Consider the following 21,849-nt stretch of genomic DNA (forward strand, 5'->3'; position numbering starts at 1 on the left):
ATGTCGCTGGTGGACGTCGTCCTCATCGGGCTCGCGCTCGTCTTCGCCTACTCCGGCTTCCGGCAGGGCCTGCTGGTCTCGGCCACGTCCTTCCTCGGCTTCCTCGGCGGCGCGGTGCTCGGCGCGCAGCTGTCCGGGCCCGTCGCCGACCGGCTGGACAGCACACCGGTCACCCGCGTGTTCGCCGCGCTCGTCGTCGTCCTCGCCGGGGCCCTGCTCGGGCAGCTGGTCGCCGGTGCCGTCGGCCGGGCGGTCCGCCGCCGGGTCACCTGGGAGCCGGCGGAGGTGCTCGACTCCGTCGCGGGCGCCGTGCTGTCGGCGGTGGCCGTGCTGCTGGTCGCCTGGATGGTGGCCACGCCGCTGGCCCTCGCACCGTTCCCGCAGCTGGCCGGCCAGGTCCGCAAGTCCGCCCTCGTGCAGGCCGTCGACCAGACGGTGCCCGGCAGCGTGCGGGCGGTCTACGACTCGCTGCGGGAGGCGATCGACCGGCGCGGGCTGCCCGACGTCCTCGACCCGTTGACCCCCACCGAGGCGCGCGAGGTCGACACACCGGACCAGGCGCTGGCCAGCAGCCCCGTCGTCGGCCAGGTGAGCGGGTCGGTGGTGAAGATCAGCGGTATCGCGCCGTCGTGCTCGCGGCAGATCGACGGGTCGGGTTTCGTCTACGCGCCCGGTCGCGTGATGACCAACGCCCACGTGCTCGCCGGGGTGGCCGAGCCCGTGGTCGAGGCCGAGGGTGAGGAGTACGAGGCGACGGCGGTGTACGTCGACGAGCAGCTCGACGTCGCCGTGCTCGCCGTCCCGGACCTGCCGCAGGTGCCGCTCAGCTTCGCCGCGGAGGTGTCGGACACCGGCGACGACGCGATCATCATGGGCTATCCCGGCGGCGGCCCCCTGTTCGTCGGGCCCGCCCGCGTCCGCGACCGGCTCCCGATCAGCGGCCCGGACTTCCGCGACACCGGGACCGTGCAGCGGGACGTCTACGCCCTCCGCGGCGAGGTGCGTGCCGGCAACTCCGGTGGGCCGCTGTTCGACCCCACCGGCCAGGTGCTCGGGGTGGTGTTCGCCTCGGCGATCGACGACCCGGCCACCGGGTACGCGCTGACCGCGCAGCAGGTGGCCGCGGCCGCCCAGGCGGGCGCCACCGCGACCGCCGCGGCCGACACCGGCCCCTGCGAGTGAAAGGACCTCCCCGCCCCCCCACCACTCGCTCCGCTCGTGGCAGGCCCCTGCGGGCAGGCCGTTCCAGCACGTCACCAGGCTCGCCGCGGGACCCTGCGAGGGGGCCGTTCCAGCACGTCACCAGGCCCCTGCGAGGGGCCGCACGTCACCTCGCCCAGGTGGCGATCGCGGCGCTGACCTCGGCGGCGGCCTCCTCGGGCGGGAAGTGCCCGACGCCGGGCAGCTCGCGCCACTCGTAGGCTCCGGCCACGTAGCGGCCCGAGCCGCGCGCGGTCCGTGGCAGGACCAGCGGGTCCAGCGCGCCGTGCAGTTGCAGGGTGGGCGCGGTGACCGGGGCGGCCATCCGGCGGGCGAAGCGCAGCCCGTCGGGCCGCACCTGCGAGCGGCCGGCCCAGCGGAAGTACTCCATCGACCCGTAGGCCGCCTGCGGGATCCGCGCGGCGGAGCGGTAGCGCTCGACCGCCTCGGCGAAGTCGGCGGTGTGCGTCCAGTCCGGCCCGGCCCAGCGGCGCAGGAAGTCGGCGACCGGGTCGTCGTCGGCCCGGGTCAGCCGCCGCTCGGGCAGCCGGGGGACCTGGAAGCCCAGCACGTGGCGCAGCGCCCGCCGTTGGGCGCGGTCGCGCAGCCCCGCGCGCAGCAGCCTCGGGTGGGCCATCGAGACGACGACGAGACGGCGGACGCTGCGCGGGTGCAGCGCGGCCATCGTCCAGGCGACCAGCCCGCCCCAGTCGTGCCCGACGACGACGGCGTCCTGCTCACCGAGGGCGCGTACCAGCGCGGCGACGTCGCTGGCCGCCGTCGGCAGGTCGTAGCCGCGCGGCGGCTTGTCGCTGGCGCCGTAGCCGCGCAGGTCGGGGGCGACGGCGCGGAAGCCCGCCTCGGCGAGGACCGGCAGCTGGGCGCGCCAGGTCCACCAGTACTGCGGGAACCCGTGCAGCAGCAGGACCAGCGGGCCCTCCCCGGCCTCGGCGAGGTGCAGCCGGACGCCGTTGGCCGACGCGTCCCGGTGCAGCCAGGGGCCGGGCAGCAGGACGCTGGTCGCGTCGGGCCGCTCGTCGGCGGGGGCGCCCCCGGGCCGCCCGCTCGCGCCGCTCAGACCAGGTAGGTGTCGGGGGAGCGCCGCTCGACGCGCCCGTTGCTCACCGTCGGCAGGGCGCGGCGGCGGGTGCCGGGAGCCTCGCGGTGCATCACCTCGGGCAGCTCACGCAGCGACTCCATCGTCCGCTCGGGCTTGTCGATCTTCTTGAGGATCCGCTGGCCGACCAGCCCGGCCACGGCCGCGACCAGCAGCAGGCCGACCGTGACGATCAGGTAGGACACCCAACGGGGCAGACCCAGCCAGGTGAACAGCTCGGCGAGCATGATGAACAGGAACAGGCCGGCGAAGGCCAGCAGGACGCCCGCGACGGCGAACAGCCCGACGCTCACGCCGGCCTTCTTCGCCGAACGGCTGACCTCGGCCTTGGCCAGCTCGATCTCCGCGCGGACGAGCGTGGACACGTCGGCCATGGCGCTCTGCACCAGCGACCCCACCGAGGGCTCGGCGCTGACGGCATGCCGCCCGGTGGACTGGGTGGACGACGCGCTGTGGGCCACGGGGGCTCCTCCCTGGTCGGGCTCGTCGGACCGGCCGCCGGAGACGGCCTGACGGTGATCGTCCCTCATGATCGCGTCCGCCGCGCCCCGGCGTCCCCCGCAGGTGCGTCCGGCAGGGGTGGGCCCGGGCATTGGAAGCTCTCCCCACGTCCCGGGCGCCAGGACGTGGGGAGAGCTTCCAATGCCTGGTTCAGTCGTCGGAGCCGCTGGACGCCGGCAGCTTCTCCTTGATCAGGTTCATCACCGACGAGTCGGTCAGCGTGGTGACGTCGCCGAGCTCGCGGTTCTCCGCGACGTCGCGCAGCAGCCGCCGCATGATCTTGCCGGAGCGGGTCTTGGGCAGCTCCTGCACGACCATGATCTGGCGCGGCTTGGCGATCGGGCCGATGTCCTTGGACACGTGCGTGCGCAGCTGCTGCACCAGGTCGTCGCCGGTGGCGCCCTCGCCCTGCTGCTCGGCGCTGCCGCGGAGGATGACGAACGCGACGATGCCCTGCCCGGTGGTCGGGTCGCTGGCGCCGACGACGGCGGCCTCGGCCACCGCCGGGTGGGCGACCAGCGAGGACTCCACCTCGGTGGTGGAGATGCGGTGCCCCGACACGTTCATGACGTCGTCGACCCGGCCGAGCAGCCAGATGTCACCGTCCTCGTCCTTCTTGGCACCGTCGCCGGCGAAGTAGACCTCCTTGCCGAACCGCGACCAGTAGGTGTCGACGTAGCGGTCGTCGTCGCCCCAGATGGTGCGCAGCATCGACGGCCACGGTGCGGTGAGCACCAGCAGGCCGGTGGAGTCGTCACCGAGCTCGTTGCCCTCGTCGTCGACCACCTTGGCGCTGATGCCGGGGAAGGGGGTCTGCGCCGAGCCCGGCTTGAGCCGCGTGACCCCGGGCAGCGGGGTGATCATGTGGGCGCCGGTCTCGGTCTGCCACCAGGTGTCGACGATCGGGCAGCGGCCGCCGCCGATGTTCTGGTGGTACCAGAGCCACGCCTCGGGGTTGATCGGCTCGCCGACCGAGCCCAGGACCCGCAGCGACGAGAGCTCGAAGCCGGCCGGGATGTCCTCGCCCCACTTCATGAACGTCCGGATCACCGTGGGCGCGGTGTAGAGGATCGTGACGCGGTACTTCTCGATCAGCTCGAACCAGCGGCCGCGGTGCGGCGTCTCCGGCGTCCCCTCGTACATCACCGACGTCGCCCGGTTGGCCAGCGGGCCGTAGACGATGTAGCTGTGGCCGGTGACCCAGCCGACGTCGGCCGCGGTCCAGTAGACGTCGCTGTCGGGCTTGAGGTCGAACGTCGCCCAGTGCGTGTAGGCGACCTGGGTCAGGTAGCCGCCGGAGGTGTGCAGGATCCCCTTCGGCTTCGCCGTCGTCCCCGACGTGTACATGATGTAGAGCGGGTGCTCGGCGTCGAACGCCTCGGGCGTGTGCTGCGGCGACTGCCGGTCGACGACGTCGTGCCACCACAGGTCGCGGCCCTCGGTCCAGTCGACGTCCTGCTCGGTGCGCCGGACGACCAGCACGTTGCGGACGCCCTCGGTGCGGGTCAGGGCGTCGTCGACGGCGGGCTTGAGGGCGCTGGGGGCCCCGCGCCGGTAGCCGCCGTCGGCGGTGACGACGACGACGGCGCCGGCGTCGGTGATCCGGCTGGCCAGGGCGTCGGCGGAGAAGCCGCCGAAGACGACCATGTGCACCGCGCCGATGCGGGCGCAGGCGAGCATCGCGACGATCGTCTCGGGGATCATCGGCATGTAGATGGCGACCCGGTCACCGGCCTGGACGCCGAGCTCGACCAGCGCGTTGGCCGCCCGGCACACGTCCTCGGTGAGCTGGGCGTAGGTGATCGTGCGGGTGTCGCCCGGCTCGCCCTCCCAGTGGTAGGCGACCTGGTCCCCGTGGCCGGCCTCGACGTGCCGGTCGAGGCAGTTGTAGGCGACGTTGAGCTTCCCGCCGACGAACCACTTCGCGAAGGGCGGGTTGCTCCAGTCCAGCACCTGGTCCCAGTCCTGCGACCAGCTCAGCCGGCGGGCGGCCTCCTCCCAGAACGCCAGCCGGTCGCGCTTGGCCTCGGCGTAGACGTCCGGGCCGACGTTCGCCTCGGCAGCCAGTGCCTCCGGCGCGGGGAAGCGGCGGCCCTCCGGCCCGGTCGACTCGCTCACGTGGGGCTCCCTCCGTGTCAGGTGTCGCGCGCCGCCGGCGGGCGGCGTGTCCCAGCACACACCGTAGGGCCCGGAGGACGCCGGGGCAGGGCCCGTCGCGACCACCCCGCGGTGGCCTGCCGGAGACTGGCCCGGTGGACGGCGGACCGCAGGGGGCCGTGGCGGCCCGGGTGCCCGGGGCCGCCGCGCTCGGTCTGCTCGCCCCGCCCGCGGCCCGGCCGCTGCCGGCGGTGCTCCTGGCCGACGCCGGCTGGACGGCGGAGCGGGTCGGTGCGCTGGGCCGCCGGTACCGCAGCGGCGACCGCCGGGCGCTGGCCACGGTGTGGTGGTACTCGGCGTCGGCGGTGCTGGTGACCCCCGTGGCGGCGGGGCTGGCCACCGGGCGCCCGCTGTCGGCGCGGCTGGCCGACACCACGCTGTACGAGGTCGGCGGCACGCTGCTGGCCGGGGTGTCCGCGGCGCCGGCCGGGCCGGACCCGGCGGGGGACCTGCGGGAGTCGCTCGCCGCGGCCGTCGCCGCCGTCGCCGCGGCGGGCGGGGTGCGCGAGCGCCCGCTGTGGGCGGTGGCCACCGACGCGCTGGCCGGCCGGCTGCTGGCGCTGGGCCGGGCCCTGGGCGACGTCGCGGCGGTGACCGCGCTGGCCGCGCCGGTGGCCGCCGCGGTCGGCCCACCGCTGCCGGCGCCGCGCTACACCGACGTCGGCGGGACCCGGTTCGTCCGCCGGGTCTCCTGCTGCCTGCTCCTGCGGCTGCCCGGGCAGCCGACGTGCACCGCCTGCCCGGGCCGCCCGCCGGAGCACCGGCGGGTGCTGCTCGAGGCCGCCGCGGGTCTGTGGTGAGGCGAGCTCACCGGGCCAGCGCGCGGGCGATCGCCGCCCGGAGGTCGTCGATGCCCTCACCGGTCACCGCGGAGACCGGCACCGCGTCCGGGTACGCCGCCCGGAGCCCGGCGAGCCACCCGTCCGGCGCGACGTCGACCTTGTTGAGGGCCAGCAGCTCCGGGTGGTCGCGCGCGCCGATCTCGTAGAGGACGCCGCGCACCGCCGTCACCTGCGCCATGGCGTCGGGCGCGGAGGCGTCGACGACGTGCAGGACCAGGTCGGCCTCGACCACCTCCTCCAGCGTGCCGCGGAAGGCGTCGACCAGCTGGTGGGGGAGGTGGCGGACGAAGCCCACCGTGTCGGTGAGCGTGTAGTGCCGGCCGTCCGGGGTGCGGCCCTGGCGGACCGTGGGGTCCAGGGTGGCGAACAGCGCGTCCTGCACCAGCACGTCGGCGCCGGTCAGCCGGTTGAGCAGGGCGGACTTCCCGGCGTTGGTGTAGCCGGTGAGCGCCACCGCGGGGACCCGGTTGGACCGGCGGCGGCTGCGGGTGCGCTGCCGGCGGGCGGCGGTCTGCTGCACCTGTCGCCGCAGCAGGGTGATCCGGCGGCGCAGGTGGCGACGCTCGCTCTCCAGGCGCTGCTCGCCCGGTCCGCGGACGCCGGTCCCCGCGCCGCCGGCGGTGCGCCCGCCGCCGATCCGCGAGAGCGCCGTGCCCTGCCCGCGCAGCCGCGGCAGCTGGTAGGCCAGCTGGGCCAGCTCCACCTGCGCCCGGCCCTCGCTGCTGCGTGCGTGCTGGGCGAAGACGTCGAGGATGAGCGCGGTCCGGTCGACGACCCGGGCGCCGACCCGGTCCTCCAGGTTGCGCACCTGTCCCGGCGAGAGGTCGCCGTCGGCGATGACCAGCCCGGCCCCCTTCTCCGCCACCAGCTCCGACAGCTCGGCGACCTTGCCCGAGCCGAGGTAGGTGGCCGGGTCGGGGTGCTGGCGCGGCTGCACCATGCGGCCCACCACGGCCACGCCGTCGGTGTCGGCCAGCCGCTCCAGCTCGTCCAGCGGGTCGACGGCGTGCCCGTCCCCCTCACCGTCCCCACGGGCGTCGTCGGGCCGGAGCCCCAGCAGCACCGCGCGGGGCGGCTCCGCGCCGTCCCCGGCCGCCGTCCCCTCCTGTCGTGCTCCGAGCAGCCACGTGCCTGGCATCCCGGCCTCCCCGGCCGCCGTGGCCGGGGAGGAGGGCCGTGCTGGCCCGGTCGTCCCGGCTCCGCCAGCCTCGCCGGTCGGCTCCCGTCCCGCCACCGGGACGGAGGAGCAGCGGGTCGCCGGACCGGTACCGGGTGTGACGCCGGTGGCCGCGGCCGGGGGTCAGGGGAGGCAGCCGCGCACGGACTGGTCCTCCCGGTCGGCCAGGGTCCGGTCACCGGCCTGGACGAGCAGTCCGGTCGCCGAGATCGTGAACGGGGTCCCCTGCTCCGACCGGCCGACCGCGAGGAACCTGCTGGTGATCGTCACGACGCCCTCGCGCGGGCGCACGGCCCACCGGTCGGTGTACCGGGTGGTGTACGTGTGCGCGCCGGAGCGGACCACCAGGGTCCCCCGCGTCTCGGAGCGTGCGTCGAGCACGCTGGCATCGACCTCGGGGCTCTCGGTCAGGGCGACCACCTGCGCGTCGGTCAGGCCGGCGACCGTCGACCGCAGTCGGATCGTCTGCGTGCCGGTGAAGTGGGCGGTCTCCTGCGGGGTGCACACCCCGGTGTCCCCGTCCGCGCCGGTGGCCTGGTGGGTCTCCTGGACGGGGACCGTCACGACGTAGTGGGTGGACGGCGGCCCGGCCCAGGCGGCGGAGGGGAGCGCCACCCCGGCCGCGGCGAGCGCGGCGACCAGCGCGGGCCGCCGTCGGCGGCGGGGGCGCACCCGGGGAGGGGAGTGCTCGGCACCGGTCCGGTCGGGAGCTGCCGGTCCACGGCGCCGCGGCTGCGAGCGGGTGTCCATGAGGACCTCCAGGTGTGGGTCGGTGGACGGTCCGAGCCTCTCGGGCGGCGGTGGGCCGGCACATCGGGCGGCAGGTGGGTCCGCCTCCGCCTGCCGGTGGACCCGGATCGCTCCGCGGACGGACCAGCCGGGGGGCGCGGGCGGCTACCGTTCCCCCGTGACCCGGCAACGGGTGCTGGACCGCCGGCGGGCGGGGACGGGACTGCCCGGGACGTCCCTCGGGGAGTGGCTCCCCGCCGTGGCGATGGCCGGGCTGTGCGTCGCCGAGGCACTCCTGGGGTCGGCGTCCCGTCACCCGGCCGCGGACGCGGTCGCCGGGGCGTCCGCGGCGCTCGTGCTGGCGGCGCGCCGCCGGGCGCCGGTCACCGTCCTGCTCGTCGCCTGCGCCGTGCTCCTCCTGCCGGCCGCGCTCGACGGCGCCTCCCAGTCAGGGGCCCAGGCGGCGGTGATCGCCGCCGGGGTCTACGCCTGCGGCCGCCACGGGCACCGGCCCGGGGCCCTGGTCGGCGTACCCGTCGGGTCGGCGGCGGTGCTGCTGCACCTGGCCTGGGACCCGCTCGGCAGCGTGGCCTCCTCCTGGGTCTGGGCGCTCCACCCCGTCTGGATCTACGCCGCGGGGGCGTGGGTGCGCCAGCAGGCCGGTGCGGTCGAGCGGACGCGGGCGGAGGTCGAGGCCCGGGCGGCGGCGGCCGCTGCCGAGCACCGCGTGCGCCTCGCGCGCGAGGTGCACGACGTGCTCGCCCACGACCTGGTCGTGATGCTCGTGCAGGCCGGGGTCGCCGACGAGCTGCTCGAGTCCGACCCGGACCGCGCCCACCGGGCGCTCGCCCACGTCCAGGACACCGGCCGCTCGGCCATGCAGGACGTCCGCGGGGTGCTGGAGGCCCTGCGCGGGCCGGTGGACCCGCGCGGCGAGGGCCCCTCCGGGTCGGCCGTCGAGCAGATCGGGACCGTCGTGGCCGCCGTCCGCGCGGCCGGCGTGCCGGTCTCCCTCGTCGTGACCGGTGCGGCGGACGGGCTGGACCCGGGGACCGGAGCGGTCGCCGTCCGGGTGGTCCAGGAGGCGCTGACCAACGTGCTGCGGCACGCCGGGCGGCCGACGACCGAGGTCCGGCTGACGGTGGCCGACGGCCGGCTCGCCGTGCAGGTGCACAACGAGCCCGGCGCCCCGCCCGTGCGGCACCGCCCCGGTGGCCGCGGGCACGGCCTGCGCGGGATGCGGGAGCGGGTCACGGCCGCCGGCGGCACCGTCGCCGCGGGGCCGGACGCCGCGGGCGGTTTCACCGTGGCGGCGGAGCTCCCGCTGCCCGCCAGGGCGGGCGGTGCCGGGTGATCCGCGTCCTGGTCGCCGACGACCAGGAGCTGGTGCGCGAGGGGCTGGCCCTCATCCTCGGCGCCCAGCCCGACGTCGACGTCGTCGGGACCGCCTCCGACGGCGTCGAGGCGGTCGCCCTGGCCCGGCAGCTCGCGCCCGACGTCGTCCTGATGGACGTGCGGATGCCGCGGCTCGACGGGATCCAGGCCACCCGGCGGATCCAGGCCGCGGCGCCGGGGTGCCGCGTCCTCGTGCTGACCACCTACGACCTCGACGAGCACGTCCTCGACGCGCTCGCGGCCGGTGCGAGCGGCTACCTGCTCAAGGACACGCCGCGCCCCTCGCTGCTGGCCGCGGTCCGCGCCGTCGCGGAGGGGGACGTCCTCCTCGACCCCGGGGTCACCCGCCGCCTGGTCGACCGCCACCTGCGCGGACCGGCCACCCCGGCCGCGCGGCGGCTCCTGGGCCGGCTCACCCCGCGGGAGGGGGAGGTGCTGGGCGTGGTCGCCCGGGGAGCCACCAACGCCGAGATCGCCGTCGAGCTCGGGATCGGCGAGGCGACGGTCAAGACCCACGTGGCGAGGCTGCTCGAGAAGCTCGGCGCACGCGACCGGATCCGGCTGGTCGTCCTCGCCCACGAGGCCGGCCTCGTCGGGCCCCCGGCCCGGCCGGGGTGAGGCAGGCGTCAGGGCAGGAACAGCAGCGAGTCGCCGAACTCGTGCCACAGGTACCCGCCGTCGACCGCGGCCCGGTAGGCGCGGGCCACGAGATCGGCGCCGGCGACCGCCTCGAGCAGCAGCACGTGGCTGGCCTCGGGGGCGTGCAGGCCGGTGACCAGCCCGGTCACCGCCCGGGCCGGGCGGTCGGGACCCAGCACGAGGTCGGTCCAGCCCTCGCCGGGCCGGGTGACGCCGTCCTCGCCGGTCACCGTCTCCAGGGCCCGGGTGACCGTGGTGCCGACGGCGACCACCCGCCGCCGGGCCGCCCGGGTCGCGGTGACCAGCCGGGCGGTGACCTCGGGGACGCGGTAGCGCTCGGGCGCCGGCGGCTCGTGCACCTCGGGGCTGGAGACGCCCGCGTGCAGGACCAGCGGGACGACCGGGACGCCGCGGGCCAGGAGCCGCACGAGCAGCCGGTCGGTGAACGGCCGCCCGGCGCTGGCGTTCTCCGCGCTGCCGGGTTCGGTCGCGTAGACGTTGCGGACGTCGGCCAGCGACACCGGCGCCTGGAGGTACCCGTAGTGCACCGGCCGGCCGTACCGGGCGAGGAAGGCCGGCACCGACACCGCCGGGCCGGCGTGCGCCCGCCACAGCCGCCCGGGTGCCGCCGGGTCGGGGAAGCCGTCGCGCAGGACCAGGCGCACCCCGCCGGGCAGGTCGAGCGCGGTGCCGGGTTCGAGGCCGGTCTCGGGGCCGTCGTCGGTGGGGCGGCGCACCTCCACCACCCACGAGCCGTCGTCGAGCGTCGTCGAGACGTGGACCGGGGTGGTCGCGCCGTCGGCGCGCCGGGCAGGGAGGCGGGCGGGCAGCGTCGCGGAGGTGTTGACCACCAGCAGGTCGCCGGGCTCGAGCAGCTCGGGCAGGTCGGAGAAGCGGGCGGAGGTGGTGCGGCCCGGGCCGACGGCCAGGAGCCGGACGCCGTCGCGGGTCAGGCCCCGGCGCTCCGGCGGGACGGTGGCCAGTGCCCCCATCGGCAGGGCAGGGGCGGTCACCGGCGCACCGCCGCGGCGACGTCGGCCACGCGGACGCGCGGGCCGGCGACGTCGCCGTCGAGCACGCGCAGCAGCGCGGGCGCGACGTCCTCCGGTGCGGCGAGGTCGGCCGGGTCGGCGCCGGGGTCGGCGGCCGCGTGCATGTCGGTGGCCATGTCGCCGGGGTCGACGGCGAGGACGCGCAGCCGCGGGTGCTCGACGGCGAGGACGGCGGTCAGCAGGTCCAGCGCCGCCTTGCTCGCGCCGTAGCCGCCCCAGCCCTCGTAGGCCTCGACGGCGGCGTCGCTGGTGACCGTGACGACGGTGCCGCCGGCCCGCTCCAGCGCGGGCAGCACCGCCTGGACCAGCGCCAGCGGGGCCACGGTGTTGACCCGCAGCAGGTCCTCAAGGTCGGCGGGCGCGAGGTCGGCCAGCCGGGGCAGCGGCGTCGGCCCGAGCGCGGAGGCGTTGGCCACGAGCAGGTCCAGGGAGTCGCCGGCCGCGGCGGCCAGCGCGGCGCGGTGGACCGGGTCGGCGACGTCGCCGGGCAGGGCGGTGACCAGGTCGGGGTGGGGGAGGGTCGCGACCGCGGCGGCGAGGCGGGCGGCGTCGCGGGCGTCGACGACGAGCCGCCAGCCGCGGCGGGACAGCGCGGTGGCGAGGGCGAGACCGAGGCCGCGGGAGGCGCCGGTGACGAGGGCGGTGGGTGTCATGGCGCTACGCTGCGACCTGAAGTCGAGTTGAGGTCAAGGAGGCTGCCCGTGGAGCTGCTCGCGATCGGGGAGGTGGCGGCCCGCTCGGGGCTGGCGCCGTCGGCCCTGCGGTTCTACGAGGCCGAGGGGCTGGTGTCGGCCGAGCGCACGCCGGGCGGCGCCCGCCGCTACCCGCGCTCGGTGCTGCGCCGGCTGGCCTTCGTGCGCGCGGCGCAGAACGTCGGCCTGTCGCTGCCGGAGATCCGCGAGGCGCTGGCCTCGCTGCCCGAGGGGCGCACGCCCTCGGCCCGCGACTGGGAGCGGCTCTCCCGCTCGTGGCGGGACCGGCTCGACGAGCAGATCGCCGCCCTCGTGCAGCTGCGCGACGGGCTGTCGTCCTGCATCGGCTGCGGCTGCCTGTCGCTGACCTCGTGCGGCCTGTCCAACCCCGGCGACGTCGCCGGGGCGGAGGGTCCCGGAGCCCGCCGGCTGTCCCCGGTGCTGCGCCGGCTGCCCCCGGGCGGCCGGGCCGGGGTCTCCGCCGCACCTCGCGCCCCCGCGCCCGGGAGGCGATGATCCGGACGGGACCGCACCCGGGGAGGAGAGCCGGATGACCGTCATGCCCGCCGCCTTCATCGGCCACGGCAACCCGATGAACGCCCTCGAGCGCAACCGCTACACCGAGGCGTGGCGGGCGCTCGGCCGCGCCGTGCCCCGACCGCGGGCCGTCCTCGTCGTCTCGGCGCACTGGTACGTGCACGCCACCGCGGTGACCGCGATGCCCCGGCCGCGCACCATCCACGACTTCTTCGGCTTCCCGCCCGAGCTGTTCGACGTGGAGTACGCCGCCCCCGGGCTGCCGGAGCTGGCCGAGCAGGTGGCCGACGTCGTCTCCCCGACCTGGGTCGGCGCCGACCTCGACAGCTGGGGCATCGACCACGGTGCCTGGTCGGTGCTGCTGCACGCCTTCCCCGACGCCGACGTGCCGGTGGCGCAGCTGTCGATCAACGCGCTCAAGAGCGCCGACTACCACCTGCAGATGGGCGCGGCGCTGGCCCCGCTGCGCGAGGACGGCGTCCTGGTGGTCGGCAGCGGCAACGTGGTGCACAACCTGGGCGGGGTCAGCCGGGCGATGCCCGACGCCGGGTTCGACTGGGCACAGCGGTTCGACGAGGCCGCCCGCGACGTCATGCTCAGCGACCCGGCCGCGATCGCCCGCCTCGACGGGCACCGCGACTTCGACCTCGCCGTCCCCACGCCCGACCACTTCCTGCCGCTGCTCTACATCGCCGGGATGGCCGGCGCGACGGGGACGACGGCGGAGGTGCTGGTCGACGGGTACGCCTACGGCTCGCTGTCGATGACCAGCTACACCGTCGGCATGCCGCCGCCCGCGGCCGACGGCAACGGGTTCGCCGCGCCGCTGCCCGAGGGCCCGCCTCCGGACGGCGCCAACATCTAGGAGGACCACCCTTCCCCCACGCCTCGCATGCTCGGCGCGGGTCCCTGAACGGTGGCCGTTCCAGTCCGTCACGAGGCTCAGGGCGGGTCCCTGGAAGGGGCCGTTCCACCACCTCACCCGGTGGCGGCGGGGGGATCGCCCGGTGCCGGGCGGGCGGCGTCGCTGATCCGCGGGAAGGGCCGCGTCGAGAACACCACCTCGACCGGCACCTGGAAGAACTCCGCGATCCGCAGCGCCAGGTGCAGGCTGGGGTTGTACTCGCCGCGCTCGAGGTAGCCGACCGTCTGGTAGTGCACCCCCAGGGCGTCGGCCAGCTCCCGCCGGGTCACGCCCTGCTCCGCGCGCAGCAGCGCGATCCGGTTGTAGACGGCGTCGCGGTCGCCGCTCACCGCACCCACTGGGCCGCGGACTCCCGGGCCGCCGCCACCGACGAGCCGGACTGCCGGCGGGCCATCCGCCGCAGCACCCGCGGCGTGACCAGCAGGCCGGCCACCGCCCACGCCGCCAGGACGAGCACGGTCGTGCCCGTGCGCCACGAGTCGCCGAGCTCCACGGCGGCCGCGGCGTCGGGGAGGAACGCCGAGCGCATGCCCAGGCCGATCCAGTAGGTCGGGAAGACCTGCGCGACGGCCTGCACCCAGCCCCACAGCGCCTGGACGGGGAAGAAGATGCCGGAGATCGCGGTGACCACGAAGACCGGCAGCATCCCCCAGGTGCTCACCTTCTGCGTGCTCGGGACCACCGAGCCCAGCACCATGCCCAGCGGCAGGGTGGCCAGCAGCCCGAGCACGACCACCCAGGCGACGGTCGGCCAGCCCGCCGCGCCGCGCTCCACCACCCCGTCGAAGAGCAGGAAGCTCGGCACCAGGATGACCAGCAGCATGGGCAGCAGCCCCAGCGAGTGGTACACCACCTGGCCGGTGACGTAGCCCTGCATGCCGTGCGGCACCGCCTTGTGCCGCAGCAGGGTGCCGTCCTCCCGCTCCATCGCCAGGGAGAACGCCGGGCCGATGACCACGCCGAAGGCCAGCAGCGCCGCGAGGATGCTCGGCAGGCTGTACGCGACCAGCGAGACGTCGGTGCCCTCGAGCTGCTCGTCGCGGTTGAACCACAGGTAGAGCAGCGTGCTGACGCCCACGAACAGGTAGAAGCCCTGGTCCTGCGGGCTGCGGAGGCTGAGCAGGAACTCCGTCCAGCCGCGCCGGACGCCGAGGGTGATCGCGGTGCGGGTGGCGTTCACCGGGTCACCTCCGCGAGGACCGGCGCGGACCGGGCGCCGGCCTCGAACCGCTGCACCATGGCCAGGTAGGTGTCCTCGAGGCTGGCGTGCCGGACCTCGAGGTCGGTCAGCGCGTCGCCGTGCTGGTCGAACAGCCCGCGGACGAACCCGACGACGTCGTCGGTGCCGTGCACGAACCGCTGCCCGCCGCACGCCCAGCGCACCTCCGAGGTGCCGGCCACCTGCCGGGTCAGCGCGTCGGGACTGCCGTCGGCGACGATCCGGCCGTCGGCCAGGACCAGGATGCGGTCGGCCAGCCGCTCGGCCTCGGCCAGGTCGTGGGTGGTGAGCAGGATGCTGGTGCCCTCCAGGTCCGAGAGCCGGTGCACCAGGTCGTGGAAGTCCCGGCGGGCCTGCGGGTCGAAGCCGGCCGTCGGCTCGTCGAGGAAGAGCAGCTCCGGGCGGCCGACGATGCCGACGGCCACGTCCAGGCGGCGCCGCTGGCCACCGGAGAGGGTGCCGATCCTGCGGTCGGCGAGCTCGGCCATCCCGACGACGTCGAGCAGCCGGCCGACGTCGTAGGGGCGCGGCCGCTCGGGGGTGCCGTACGGGGCGTAGTAGCCGCCCAGCTGCTCGAGCAGCCGGCGCGGGGTCCAGCGGGCGTGGTCGCGCCACGACTGCAGCACCACGCCCACGCGGGCCCGCCAGGCGTCCCCGGCCCGCGCCGGGTCCGCGCCGAGCACCTCCACCTCGCCGCCGGAGGGCAGCCGGAAGCCCTCGAGCACCTCGATCGTGGTCGTCTTGCCGGCCCCGTTGGGGCCCAGCAGGCAGACCACCTCACCGGCGTGGACGTCGAGGTCCACCCCCGTGAGCACCTCGGTGCTGCCGTAGCTCATCCGCAGGTCCCGCACCCGGACGACGGGGTGCTCGGATCCGTGCTGGCTCATCGCCGCTCCCTCGGACATCGGGGTGCGGCTGATAGTAGGAGTGCTACATCCGGAGCACAACTACTCCGTCGGAGTCGTCAGCGGGGCCGCTCCAACGCGGGCGCCAGGCCGACGACCTCACCGACGACCCACACCGCGGGTGGCCGGATCCCCTCGTCGGCGAGGGTCCGCGCCAGGTCGGCCAGCGTCGTGCGGACGACGCGCTGGGTCGGGGTGGAGCCGTCGGCGACGACGGCGACCGGGGTCCCCGGCGACCGGCCGTGCTCGACCAGCGCCGCCGCGATCGGCCCCGCGGTGTCGACGCCCATGAGGACGACGACCGTGCCGCGCAGCCGGCCCAGCGCCGGCCAGTCGACCAGCGACTGCGGGTGCCCGGGCGGCACGTGCCCGGAGACGACGACGAACTCGTGGGTCAGCCCGCGGTGGGTGACCGGGATGCCGGCCAGGCCGGGGACGCCGATCGCGCTGGTCACCCCGGGGACGACCTCGACCGGCACGCCCGCGGCCACGCACGCCTCGAGCTCCTCCATGCCGCGGCCGAACACGAACGGGTCGCCGCCCTTGAGCCGCACCACCCGCCGGCCGGCCAGTGCGTGCTCGACGAGCAGCGCGTTGATCTGCTCCTGCGCCATCGACCGCCCGCGCGGCAGCTTCGAGGCGTCGATGACCTCGACCTCCGGCGGCAGCGAGGCCAGCAGCGACTGCGGCGCGAGGTGGTCGGCCACGACGACGTCGGCCTGCGCGACCGCCTGCTGCCCCCGGACGGTGATCAGCCCCGGGTCGCCCGGACCGCCGCCGACCAGCACGACGCTGCCGGTGCGGGGGCCCTCGGGGGCGCGGGCCGCGCGGTCGCGGATGCTGCCGTCGGTGAGCCCGGCGACGACGGCGTCGCGGACGCCGACCGCCCGCTGCGGGTCACCGCCGCCGTGCACGCCGACCACCAGGTCGCCCTGGCGGCCCACCGCGGGCGTCCAGACGCTGGAGGCGGAGCGGTCGTCGGCGCGGGCGCAGAACACCCGCAGCCGCTCGGCCTCCTCGGCCACCGCGGCGTTGACGGCGGGGTCGTCGGTGGCGGCCACCGCGTACCAGGCGCCGTCGAGGTCGCCGGGCCGGTACCGGCGGCGCACCCACGACAGCGAGCCGGGCTCGACGAGCGCCTCGAGCGCGGGGGTGACCTCGGGGCTGACCACGGTCACCCGCGCCCGGGCCTCGAGCAGTCCGGCCACCCGGCGGTGGGCGACCGAGCCGCCGCCCACCACGACGACGCGGCGGTCGAGCAGCCGCAGGCCGACGGGGTAGACGACGCCGCTGGCCGGGTCGACGGGGGTGGCGTTCACGAGGTCTCTCTCACAGGCCCGCTCCGCGGGTCGCGGACGGGGTCGGGCGGGTGGTCAGCGGTGCTCCTCCAGGACGGCGGTCGTTCCCGTCGAGGATCCCAGCGAGGTCGGTGGCGAACGCACGCGAGGTCGCCGGGTCCCGCACGGCGACCCGGAGGTGGTCGGGCGACAGGCCGGGGAAGGTGTCCCCGCGGCGCACCGCCCAGCCCCGCCCGCGCAGCGCGGCGCGCACCCGCTCGCCGCCGGGGACGCGCAGCAGCACGAACGACGACCGCGGCTCGCCGACGACGACGCCGGGCGGCAGCGCGGCGAGCAGGGCGGCGCGGTGTGCGGCCAGCTCGTGCGCCGCCGCGTCGGCCTCCGCGCGGGCCCGCGGGGTCGTGCAGGCGACGAGCGCGGCCAGCGCCGGGGTCGACAGCGGCCAGTGCGGCTGGGCGGCGGCCATCGCGGCGACCACGTCCGCCGGCCCGAGGGCGTAACCCACGCGCAGGCCGGCCAGGCCCCAGGTCTTGGTCAGGCTGCGGACGACGACCAGGCCGGGCAGGTCGGCGCGGGCGGCCAGCGACTCCGGCTCGCCCGGCACGGTGTCGGCGAAGGCCTCGTCGACCAGCAGCACCCGGCCGGGGCGGGCCAGCGCGGCGACGTCGCCGGCCGCGTGCAGCACCGACGTGGGGTTGGTGGGGTTGCCCAGGACGACCAGGTCGGCGTCCTCCGGGACCGCCCCCAGCCGGTACCCCGGCGGCTCGAGCAGCAGCCGCTCGACCGGGTGCCCGGCCGCCCGCAGCGCCGCCTCCGGCTCGGTGAAGGAGGGGTGCACCACGACCGCCCGCCGCGGCCGCAGCGCCCGCGCGAGCAGCACGAAGGCCTCGGCGGCCCCGGAGGTGGGCAGCAGCTCGGCCGGGTCGCGGCCGTGCGCGGCGGCCACCGCGGCGCGGGCCGGGCGGAGGTCGGGATAGCCGGCGACGTCGTCGAGGGCCGCGGACAGCACCCGCCGCAGCCACGGCGGCGGGGTGCCGGCGCGGACGTTGACGGCGAGGTCGACCAGGCCCGGCGCGAGGTCGAGGTCGCCGTGGTGGTCCAGGTCGACGTGGTCGTCGATGTCCCGGGTCACGCCGCCACCGCGACCGTCACCCGGCCGTGCACGGTCCTCGCCACCACCAGCCGCGTGCCACCGAGCAGCGCCGCGGCCTCGGCCACCGACGGCGTGCCCACCGCCGCGGCCACCCGGGCCGACGGCGACGGGACGGCGACGCGGGCCAGGGCCGCGGCGGGGTGCCCGGTCAGCGGCCAGCGGCGGGCGGCCGCCGCCTCGGCGAGACCCGGCTCGGCGGCCCGGGCGTCGAGGGTGGCCAGGCGCGCCACGCGGGCGCCGGCGGGCAGGACGGCGTCGACGGCGGCCAGCACCTCCTCCGCCGACACCCCGGAGGCCGCGCCGACGCCGACGGTCACGTCCACGGGGAGACACCGGGGCGGTCGGGGAGCGCGGCCAGCAGCTCGGTGGCGTCGCGGGGCAGCGGGCCGTCGTCGGGGAGCAGCCCGAGCCCGCGCAGCCGGGCGCCGACGGTGAGCGCCCAGGGCCGGTCGAGCCGGGCGCGGGCGAGCAGGTCGTCGTTGGCCAGGAGGTCGGCGGGGGCGCCCTGGACCACCCGCCGGTCGACGACGACGGCGACCTCGTCGGCCCAGCGCAGCGCGAGGTCGACGTCGTGGGTGCTCATGACGACCGTCGAGCCCGACGCCTGCAGGCGCTCGAGTGCGGTCAGCGCCTCGGCGACGGCGGACGGGTCGAGGCCGGCGGTGGGCTCGTCGAGGAGCAGCACGCACGGGCGCATCGCGACCGCGCCGGCGATCGCCACGCGCTTGCGCTCGCCGTAGGAGAGCTGGTGGGTCGGCCGCGCGGCCAGCGCGTCGACGGCGAGCAGCGCGAGCGCCTCGGCGACCCGCTCGCGCACCGCGTCCTCGGGCAGGCCCAGGTTGAGCGGGCCGAAGGAGACGTCCTGGGCCACCGAGGCGCTGAACAGCTGGTCGTCGGGGTCCTGCAGCACGAGCTGGACCTCCTGCCGGTGCGCCCGCAGGCCGCCGCGGCTGTGCCGCAGCAGCTGCCCGTCGACGGCGACCGCGCCGGCGTCGGGCCGCAGCGCGCCGGACAGGCAGCGCAGCAGCGTGGTCTTGCCCGATCCGTTGGCGCCCAGCAGCGCGAGCCGGCGCCCGGCGGGGACGGTGAGCGACGCGCCGTCCAGGACCCGGGAGCCGCGCCCGTAGCCGACGACCAGCCGCTCGGCGGTCAGCGTGCGGTGGCTCATGCCAGCCCGCCCACGGCCACCAGCGCGGCCAGGCCGGCCGCGGTCGCGGCGAGGAACGCCGGCGAGGACGGCCGCGACTCGGGCAGCACCTGCAGCCCGGTCTCCATGCCGCGGCCGGCCAGGCCCTCCTGCATCCGGCGGGCGCGCTCCCAGGAGCGGGTCAGCACCGCGGCGGCCAGCACCCCCGAGGACCGGTAGGAGCGGCGCAGCGACGAGTGGCCCATCCGCGCGGTCTGCGCCTCCCGGATGGTGCGCAGGCTCTCCAGCAGCACGAACAGCATCCGGTAGGTCACCCCGGCCACCTCGAGGACGGCGGCCGGCACCCGCAGCCGGCGCAGCGCGGGCAGCAGGTCGCTCACCGGCGTGGTGGTGGCCAGCAGCAGCACCGCGGCACCGCCGGCCACCGAGTGCCCGACCAGCTCCCCGGCCCGGGCGGCGGCTCCCGGCGCCCAGCCGAGCCCGCCGCCGTCGACCGAGACGACGGCGGTCAGCGCGCCGACGGCGACGAAGGCCGACGGCCAGCGCACCGCGCGGCCGAACGTGCGGGCCGGCACCCGGGCCGGGCCGAGGGCGAGGACGACGGCGGTGAGACCGACCAGCACCGATCCCGGCCAGGCCGGCAGCACCAGCGCGCACACGACCAGGCCGACGCAGAGCAGCAGCTTGTCCAGCGGCGAGCGGGTGCGCCAGGCGCTGGCCCAGGCGGCGTCGTCGACCGCCAGGCCGGTCACGGCTGCTCGGGAGGCGAGGTCGTCTCCCGTGCGGCGCGGCGGCCGCGCAGCCGGCCGAGCACGTACCCGAGCACGCCGCCGCCCAGCGCCGCCTGCAGCGCGAACAGCCCGGACTCGACCTCACCCGACGACGGGGAGAAGACCGACTCGAACCACGGTTCGTAGCCCGACTCCTCGATCGCCGCGGTGGCCCGGCCGTCGGTGCCGGCGTAGTCGGAGGCCCCGCCGTCGAGCAGCAGCGGCAGCGCGAACAGCGCGACCACCGCGAGCACCAGCAGCGCGGTGACCAGCCGACGGCGGGTCACCGGGCCTCCTCCACCGTCTCCTCCGCAGCCGCCGGGCGCAGCAGGCCGAGGCGCTCCAGCTCCGGCCGGGCGTTGACGGTGAGCACCCGGAACAGCAGCACGCCGAGCAGGCCCTCGCCGACCGCCAGCGGGACCTGGGTGAGCGCGAAGACGCCGAGGAACTTGACCAGCGCGCCGGCGAACCCGGTGGCCGCGTCGGGGAAGGCCAGCGCCAGCTGCAGCGACGTCGTGACGTAGGTGGCCAGGTCGGCGAGGGCGACGCCGGCGAACACCGCGGGCAGCAGGCCGCTGCCGGCGGCGCGGGCCAGCCGGTAGGCGCCGTAGCCGGCCCACGGACCCACGACGGCGAAGGCGACGGCGTTGGCGCCCAGCGTGGTCAGCCCGCCGTGCGCCAGCAGCAGCGCCTGGAACAGCAGGACGACGGTGCCCAGCAGCGCCATCACCGGTGGCCGGAACAGGATCGCGCCGGGACCGGTGCCCGTCGGGTGGCTGGAGCTGCCGGTGACCGAGGGCAGCTTGATCGCGCTGAGCACGAAGGTGAACGCGCCGGCCGCGCCGAGCAGCAGGGTGGACTCGGGGTGCTCGCGCACCTCCCGCACCACCGCCCGGGCGCCGTGCACGACGAAGGGCGCGGCGGCGAGCGTCCAGCCGATCGCGTGCGGAGCCGGGAGGAACCCCTCAGCGATGTGCATGCCGTGCCTCCTCGGGACGGGCCGCCGCGCAGGAGGCGACCAGGCGCTGGGCCAGCGCGGGGCTGCCGGCCCAGTTCAGGTGCAGGTAGGAGGCGTGCACGCCCCGGGAGACGAACCCCTCCGGCCCGCCTCCCGCCCAGCGCCAGGCCGGTGCGGCCCCGGCGGCCGGGGTGGCGACGGTGCGGTGGAACTCGTGGCCGCGCACCCGCGTGCCGGCCGGCGCGAGGACGGAGTCGCTCAGTGCGACGGCCTCGCGGTAGCCGAGGGTCAGCCGCGGGGACATGACCGCGTCGGTGGGCAGGACCCCGCACATCGGGACGCCGTCCAGGGTGCGGGCCAGGTACAGCAGGCCCGCGCACTCGGCGGCGACCGGGCCGCCCCGGGCGGCGAGCGCGGCGATGTCCGCGCGCAGCGTCCCGTTGGCCGAGAGGTCCGCGGCGTGCACCTCGGGGAACCCGCCGCCGACCACCAGGCCGGCGGTGCCCTCGGGCAGCGCCTCGTCGCGCAGCGGGTCGACCGGCACCACCTCGGCGCCGGCGGCCTCGAGCAGCTCGGCGTTCTCCGCGTAGCCGAAGGTGAAGGCGGCGCCGCCGGCCACGGCGATCCGCGGCCGGCCCGCCACCGGGGACACCTCGGCCGCGGGGTCCCACGGGACGGCGTCCAGGGCGGGGGCGGTGCGGGCCAGCCGGAGGACGGCGTCCAGGTCGACCGCGCCGGCCACCACCTCGCCGAGCCGGCCGACGGTCGCCAGCGCCTCGGCCGACCGCTCCGCGGCGGGCACCAGCCCGAGGTGGCGCGACGGCGTGCCGAGCTCGGCCAGCCGCCGGATCGCCCCGAGCACGGGCACGCCGGAGCCGCCGAGCGCGTCGCGGAGGATCTCCTCGTGCCGGTCGCTGCCGACCCGGTTGAGCACCACGCCGCCGAGCCGCACCGTCGGGTCGTAGGTGGCGAAGCCGTGCACGAGCGCGGCGACGCTCTGCGCCTGCGCCGAGGCGTCGACGACCAGCACCACCGGTGCGCGCAGCAGCCGGGCGACGTGCGCGGTGGAGGCGAACCCGGGCTCCAGGTCCGGCCGCGTGGCGCCGTCGAACAGGCCCATGACCCCCTCGACGAGGGCGACGTCCGCGCCGCGGGCCCCGTGCAGGAACAGCGGGACGACGCGCTCCTCGCCGACCAGCACCGGGTCGAGGTTGCGCCCCGGGCGCCCGGCGGCCAGGCCGGTGTAGCCGGGGTCGATGTAGTCGGGGCCGACCTTGTGCGGCGAGACGGCCAGCCCGCGGGCGGTGAGCGCGGCGACCAGCCCGGTGGCGACCGACGTCTTGCCGGCGTTGCTGCTCGGCGCCGCCACCACGACGCGCGGGACGCTCACCACCGCCGTCCCCCGGTTGCGTGCACTGCCGCGGAAGTGCCCCGTG

At 77.0% G+C, this 21,849-nt stretch carries 24 protein-coding genes; 6 read left to right on the plus strand and 18 right to left on the minus strand.

The window, feature by feature from the left end; genetic code table 11:
• The gene (locus ACI79O_RS02265; protein WP_456890182.1) at window positions 1-1,182 is read left to right on the plus strand and encodes a MarP family serine protease; all 1,182 of its coding nucleotides are present in this window, start codon (window positions 1-3) and stop codon (window positions 1,180-1,182) included.
• Window positions 1,183-1,327: 145 nt separating this feature from the next.
• Here ACI79O_RS02265 and ACI79O_RS02270 read toward each other — a convergent pair whose 3' ends face one another.
• From ACI79O_RS02270 to acs, 3 genes are all read right to left on the minus strand, one after another.
• On the minus strand, window positions 1,328-2,278 hold the full coding sequence (locus tag ACI79O_RS02270; protein WP_456913343.1) for an alpha/beta fold hydrolase: 951 nt from the start codon (window positions 2,276-2,278) through the stop codon (window positions 1,328-1,330).
• Complete coding sequence (locus tag ACI79O_RS02275) at window positions 2,275-2,778, minus strand: phage holin family protein (protein WP_456875382.1); 504 nt, start codon at window positions 2,776-2,778, stop codon at window positions 2,275-2,277. Before ACI79O_RS02275 ends, ACI79O_RS02270 begins: the two co-directional genes overlap by 4 nt.
• Window positions 2,779-2,968: 190 nt before the next feature.
• A complete protein-coding gene (gene acs, locus ACI79O_RS02280; protein WP_456890184.1) occupies window positions 2,969-4,936 on the minus strand; it encodes an acetate--CoA ligase in 1,968 nt (655 codons plus the stop codon).
• Between the two features lie 134 nt (window positions 4,937-5,070).
• Here acs and ACI79O_RS02285 point away from each other — a divergent pair, with 134 nt between their 5' ends.
• On the plus strand, window positions 5,071-5,775 hold the full coding sequence (locus ACI79O_RS02285; RefSeq protein WP_456890186.1) for a (2Fe-2S)-binding protein: 705 nt from the start codon (window positions 5,071-5,073) through the stop codon (window positions 5,773-5,775).
• A 7-nt stretch (window positions 5,776-5,782) separates the two neighbouring features.
• Here ACI79O_RS02285 and hflX read toward each other — a convergent pair whose 3' ends face one another.
• Window positions 5,783-6,955, minus strand: a complete 1,173-nt coding sequence (hflX, locus tag ACI79O_RS02290) for a GTPase HflX (RefSeq protein WP_456890189.1) — start codon at window positions 6,953-6,955, stop codon at window positions 5,783-5,785.
• Window positions 6,956-7,117: 162 nt separating this feature from the next.
• Window positions 7,118-7,666, minus strand: a complete 549-nt coding sequence (locus ACI79O_RS02295) for a hypothetical protein (RefSeq protein ID WP_456890192.1) — start codon at window positions 7,664-7,666, stop codon at window positions 7,118-7,120.
• 235 nt (window positions 7,667-7,901) lie between these two features.
• Here ACI79O_RS02295 and ACI79O_RS02300 point away from each other — a divergent pair, with 235 nt between their 5' ends.
• Both ACI79O_RS02300 and ACI79O_RS02305 read left to right on the plus strand, forming a co-directional pair.
• Window positions 7,902-9,077 carry a sensor histidine kinase gene (locus tag ACI79O_RS02300; protein WP_456890194.1) on the plus strand — a complete coding sequence of 392 codons (1,176 nt, stop codon included), beginning with the start codon at window positions 7,902-7,904 and terminating at the stop codon, window positions 9,075-9,077.
• A complete protein-coding gene (locus tag ACI79O_RS02305; protein ID WP_456875388.1) occupies window positions 9,074-9,736 on the plus strand; it encodes a response regulator in 663 nt (220 codons plus the stop codon). Before ACI79O_RS02300 ends, ACI79O_RS02305 begins: the two co-directional genes overlap by 4 nt.
• A gap of 8 nt (window positions 9,737-9,744) precedes the next feature.
• On the opposite strand, the gene ACI79O_RS02310 is transcribed toward ACI79O_RS02305, so the two are convergent.
• Together ACI79O_RS02310 and ACI79O_RS02315 are read right to left on the minus strand one after the other, a co-directional pair.
• Window positions 9,745-10,770, minus strand: coding sequence for an S-adenosylmethionine:tRNA ribosyltransferase-isomerase (locus tag ACI79O_RS02310; protein ID WP_456913257.1), 1,026 nt, complete (start codon window positions 10,768-10,770; stop codon window positions 9,745-9,747).
• Window positions 10,767-11,462 (minus strand): SDR family NAD(P)-dependent oxidoreductase, encoded by a 696-nt coding sequence (locus tag ACI79O_RS02315; protein ID WP_456913258.1) that lies wholly within the window; start codon window positions 11,460-11,462, stop codon window positions 10,767-10,769. The genes ACI79O_RS02310 and ACI79O_RS02315 overlap by 4 nt, the downstream gene beginning before the upstream one ends.
• A gap of 48 nt (window positions 11,463-11,510) precedes the next feature.
• Between ACI79O_RS02315 and soxR the strand changes: the two genes are divergently transcribed.
• Together soxR and ygiD are read left to right on the plus strand one after the other, a co-directional pair.
• Window positions 11,511-12,017 carry a redox-sensitive transcriptional activator SoxR gene (gene soxR, locus ACI79O_RS02320; protein ID WP_456875391.1) on the plus strand — a complete coding sequence of 169 codons (507 nt, stop codon included), beginning with the start codon at window positions 11,511-11,513 and terminating at the stop codon, window positions 12,015-12,017.
• A 34-nt stretch (window positions 12,018-12,051) separates the two neighbouring features.
• On the plus strand, window positions 12,052-12,903 hold the full coding sequence (ygiD, locus tag ACI79O_RS02325; protein WP_456913259.1) for a 4,5-DOPA-extradiol-dioxygenase: 852 nt from the start codon (window positions 12,052-12,054) through the stop codon (window positions 12,901-12,903).
• A 113-nt stretch (window positions 12,904-13,016) separates the two neighbouring features.
• On the opposite strand, the gene ACI79O_RS02330 is transcribed toward ygiD, so the two are convergent.
• The 11 genes from ACI79O_RS02330 to ACI79O_RS02380 form a co-directional block, all read right to left on the minus strand.
• A complete protein-coding gene (locus ACI79O_RS02330; RefSeq protein ID WP_456890204.1) occupies window positions 13,017-13,292 on the minus strand; it encodes a helix-turn-helix transcriptional regulator in 276 nt (91 codons plus the stop codon).
• A complete protein-coding gene (locus tag ACI79O_RS02335) occupies window positions 13,289-14,143 on the minus strand; it encodes an ABC transporter permease (protein ID WP_456913260.1) in 855 nt (284 codons plus the stop codon). The genes ACI79O_RS02330 and ACI79O_RS02335 overlap by 4 nt, the downstream gene beginning before the upstream one ends.
• A complete protein-coding gene (locus ACI79O_RS02340; protein WP_456913261.1) occupies window positions 14,140-15,069 on the minus strand; it encodes an ABC transporter ATP-binding protein in 930 nt (309 codons plus the stop codon). The genes ACI79O_RS02335 and ACI79O_RS02340 overlap by 4 nt, the downstream gene beginning before the upstream one ends.
• Before the next feature lie 77 nt (window positions 15,070-15,146).
• Window positions 15,147-16,406: a uroporphyrinogen-III C-methyltransferase gene (gene cobA, locus ACI79O_RS02345; RefSeq protein ID WP_456913262.1), complete on the minus strand. Its 1,260-nt coding sequence runs from the start codon at window positions 16,404-16,406 to the stop codon at window positions 15,147-15,149.
• A gap of 10 nt (window positions 16,407-16,416) precedes the next feature.
• The gene (gene cobC / locus ACI79O_RS02350) at window positions 16,417-17,517 is read right to left on the minus strand and encodes an Rv2231c family pyridoxal phosphate-dependent protein CobC (RefSeq protein ID WP_456913263.1); all 1,101 of its coding nucleotides are present in this window, start codon (window positions 17,515-17,517) and stop codon (window positions 16,417-16,419) included.
• Window positions 17,514-17,861, minus strand: coding sequence for a cobalamin biosynthesis protein (locus ACI79O_RS02355; RefSeq protein ID WP_456913264.1), 348 nt, complete (start codon window positions 17,859-17,861; stop codon window positions 17,514-17,516). Before ACI79O_RS02355 ends, cobC begins: the two co-directional genes overlap by 4 nt.
• The gene (locus ACI79O_RS02360) at window positions 17,852-18,706 is read right to left on the minus strand and encodes an energy-coupling factor ABC transporter ATP-binding protein (protein ID WP_456913265.1); all 855 of its coding nucleotides are present in this window, start codon (window positions 18,704-18,706) and stop codon (window positions 17,852-17,854) included. Before ACI79O_RS02360 ends, ACI79O_RS02355 begins: the two co-directional genes overlap by 10 nt.
• On the minus strand, window positions 18,703-19,437 hold the full coding sequence (cbiQ, locus tag ACI79O_RS02365; RefSeq protein WP_456890215.1) for a cobalt ECF transporter T component CbiQ: 735 nt from the start codon (window positions 19,435-19,437) through the stop codon (window positions 18,703-18,705). The genes ACI79O_RS02360 and cbiQ overlap by 4 nt, the downstream gene beginning before the upstream one ends.
• Window positions 19,434-19,742, minus strand: a complete 309-nt coding sequence (locus tag ACI79O_RS02370; protein ID WP_456890218.1) for an energy-coupling factor ABC transporter substrate-binding protein — start codon at window positions 19,740-19,742, stop codon at window positions 19,434-19,436. The genes cbiQ and ACI79O_RS02370 overlap by 4 nt, the downstream gene beginning before the upstream one ends.
• Window positions 19,739-20,434: an energy-coupling factor ABC transporter permease gene (locus tag ACI79O_RS02375; protein WP_456890220.1), complete on the minus strand. Its 696-nt coding sequence runs from the start codon at window positions 20,432-20,434 to the stop codon at window positions 19,739-19,741. Before ACI79O_RS02375 ends, ACI79O_RS02370 begins: the two co-directional genes overlap by 4 nt.
• A complete protein-coding gene (locus ACI79O_RS02380) occupies window positions 20,421-21,803 on the minus strand; it encodes a cobyrinate a,c-diamide synthase (protein WP_456913266.1) in 1,383 nt (460 codons plus the stop codon). Before ACI79O_RS02380 ends, ACI79O_RS02375 begins: the two co-directional genes overlap by 14 nt.
• Window positions 21,804-21,849 lie beyond the last annotated feature (46 nt).

Source organism: Geodermatophilus sp. SYSU D00696, from assembly GCF_054050235.1.

Excerpts from the sequence above, each read along its gene's own strand:
- ACI79O_RS02360 (WP_456913265.1), bottom strand. The coding sequence starts at position 18,706 with ATGAGCCACCGCACGCTGACCGCCGAGCGGCTGGTCGTCGGCTACGGG.
- ACI79O_RS02315 (WP_456913258.1), bottom strand. The coding sequence starts at position 11,462 with ATGACACCCACCGCCCTCGTCACCGGCGCCTCCCGCGGCCTCGGTCTC.
- hflX (WP_456890189.1), bottom strand. The coding sequence starts at position 6,955 with ATGCCAGGCACGTGGCTGCTCGGAGCACGACAGGAGGGGACGGCGGCC.
- ygiD (WP_456913259.1), top strand. The coding sequence starts at position 12,052 with ATGACCGTCATGCCCGCCGCCTTCATCGGCCACGGCAACCCGATGAAC.
- ACI79O_RS02375 (WP_456890220.1), bottom strand. The coding sequence starts at position 20,434 with ATGCACATCGCTGAGGGGTTCCTCCCGGCTCCGCACGCGATCGGCTGG.
- ACI79O_RS02340 (WP_456913261.1), bottom strand. The coding sequence starts at position 15,069 with ATGAGCCAGCACGGATCCGAGCACCCCGTCGTCCGGGTGCGGGACCTG.
- ACI79O_RS02265 (WP_456890182.1), top strand. The coding sequence starts at position 1 with ATGTCGCTGGTGGACGTCGTCCTCATCGGGCTCGCGCTCGTCTTCGCC.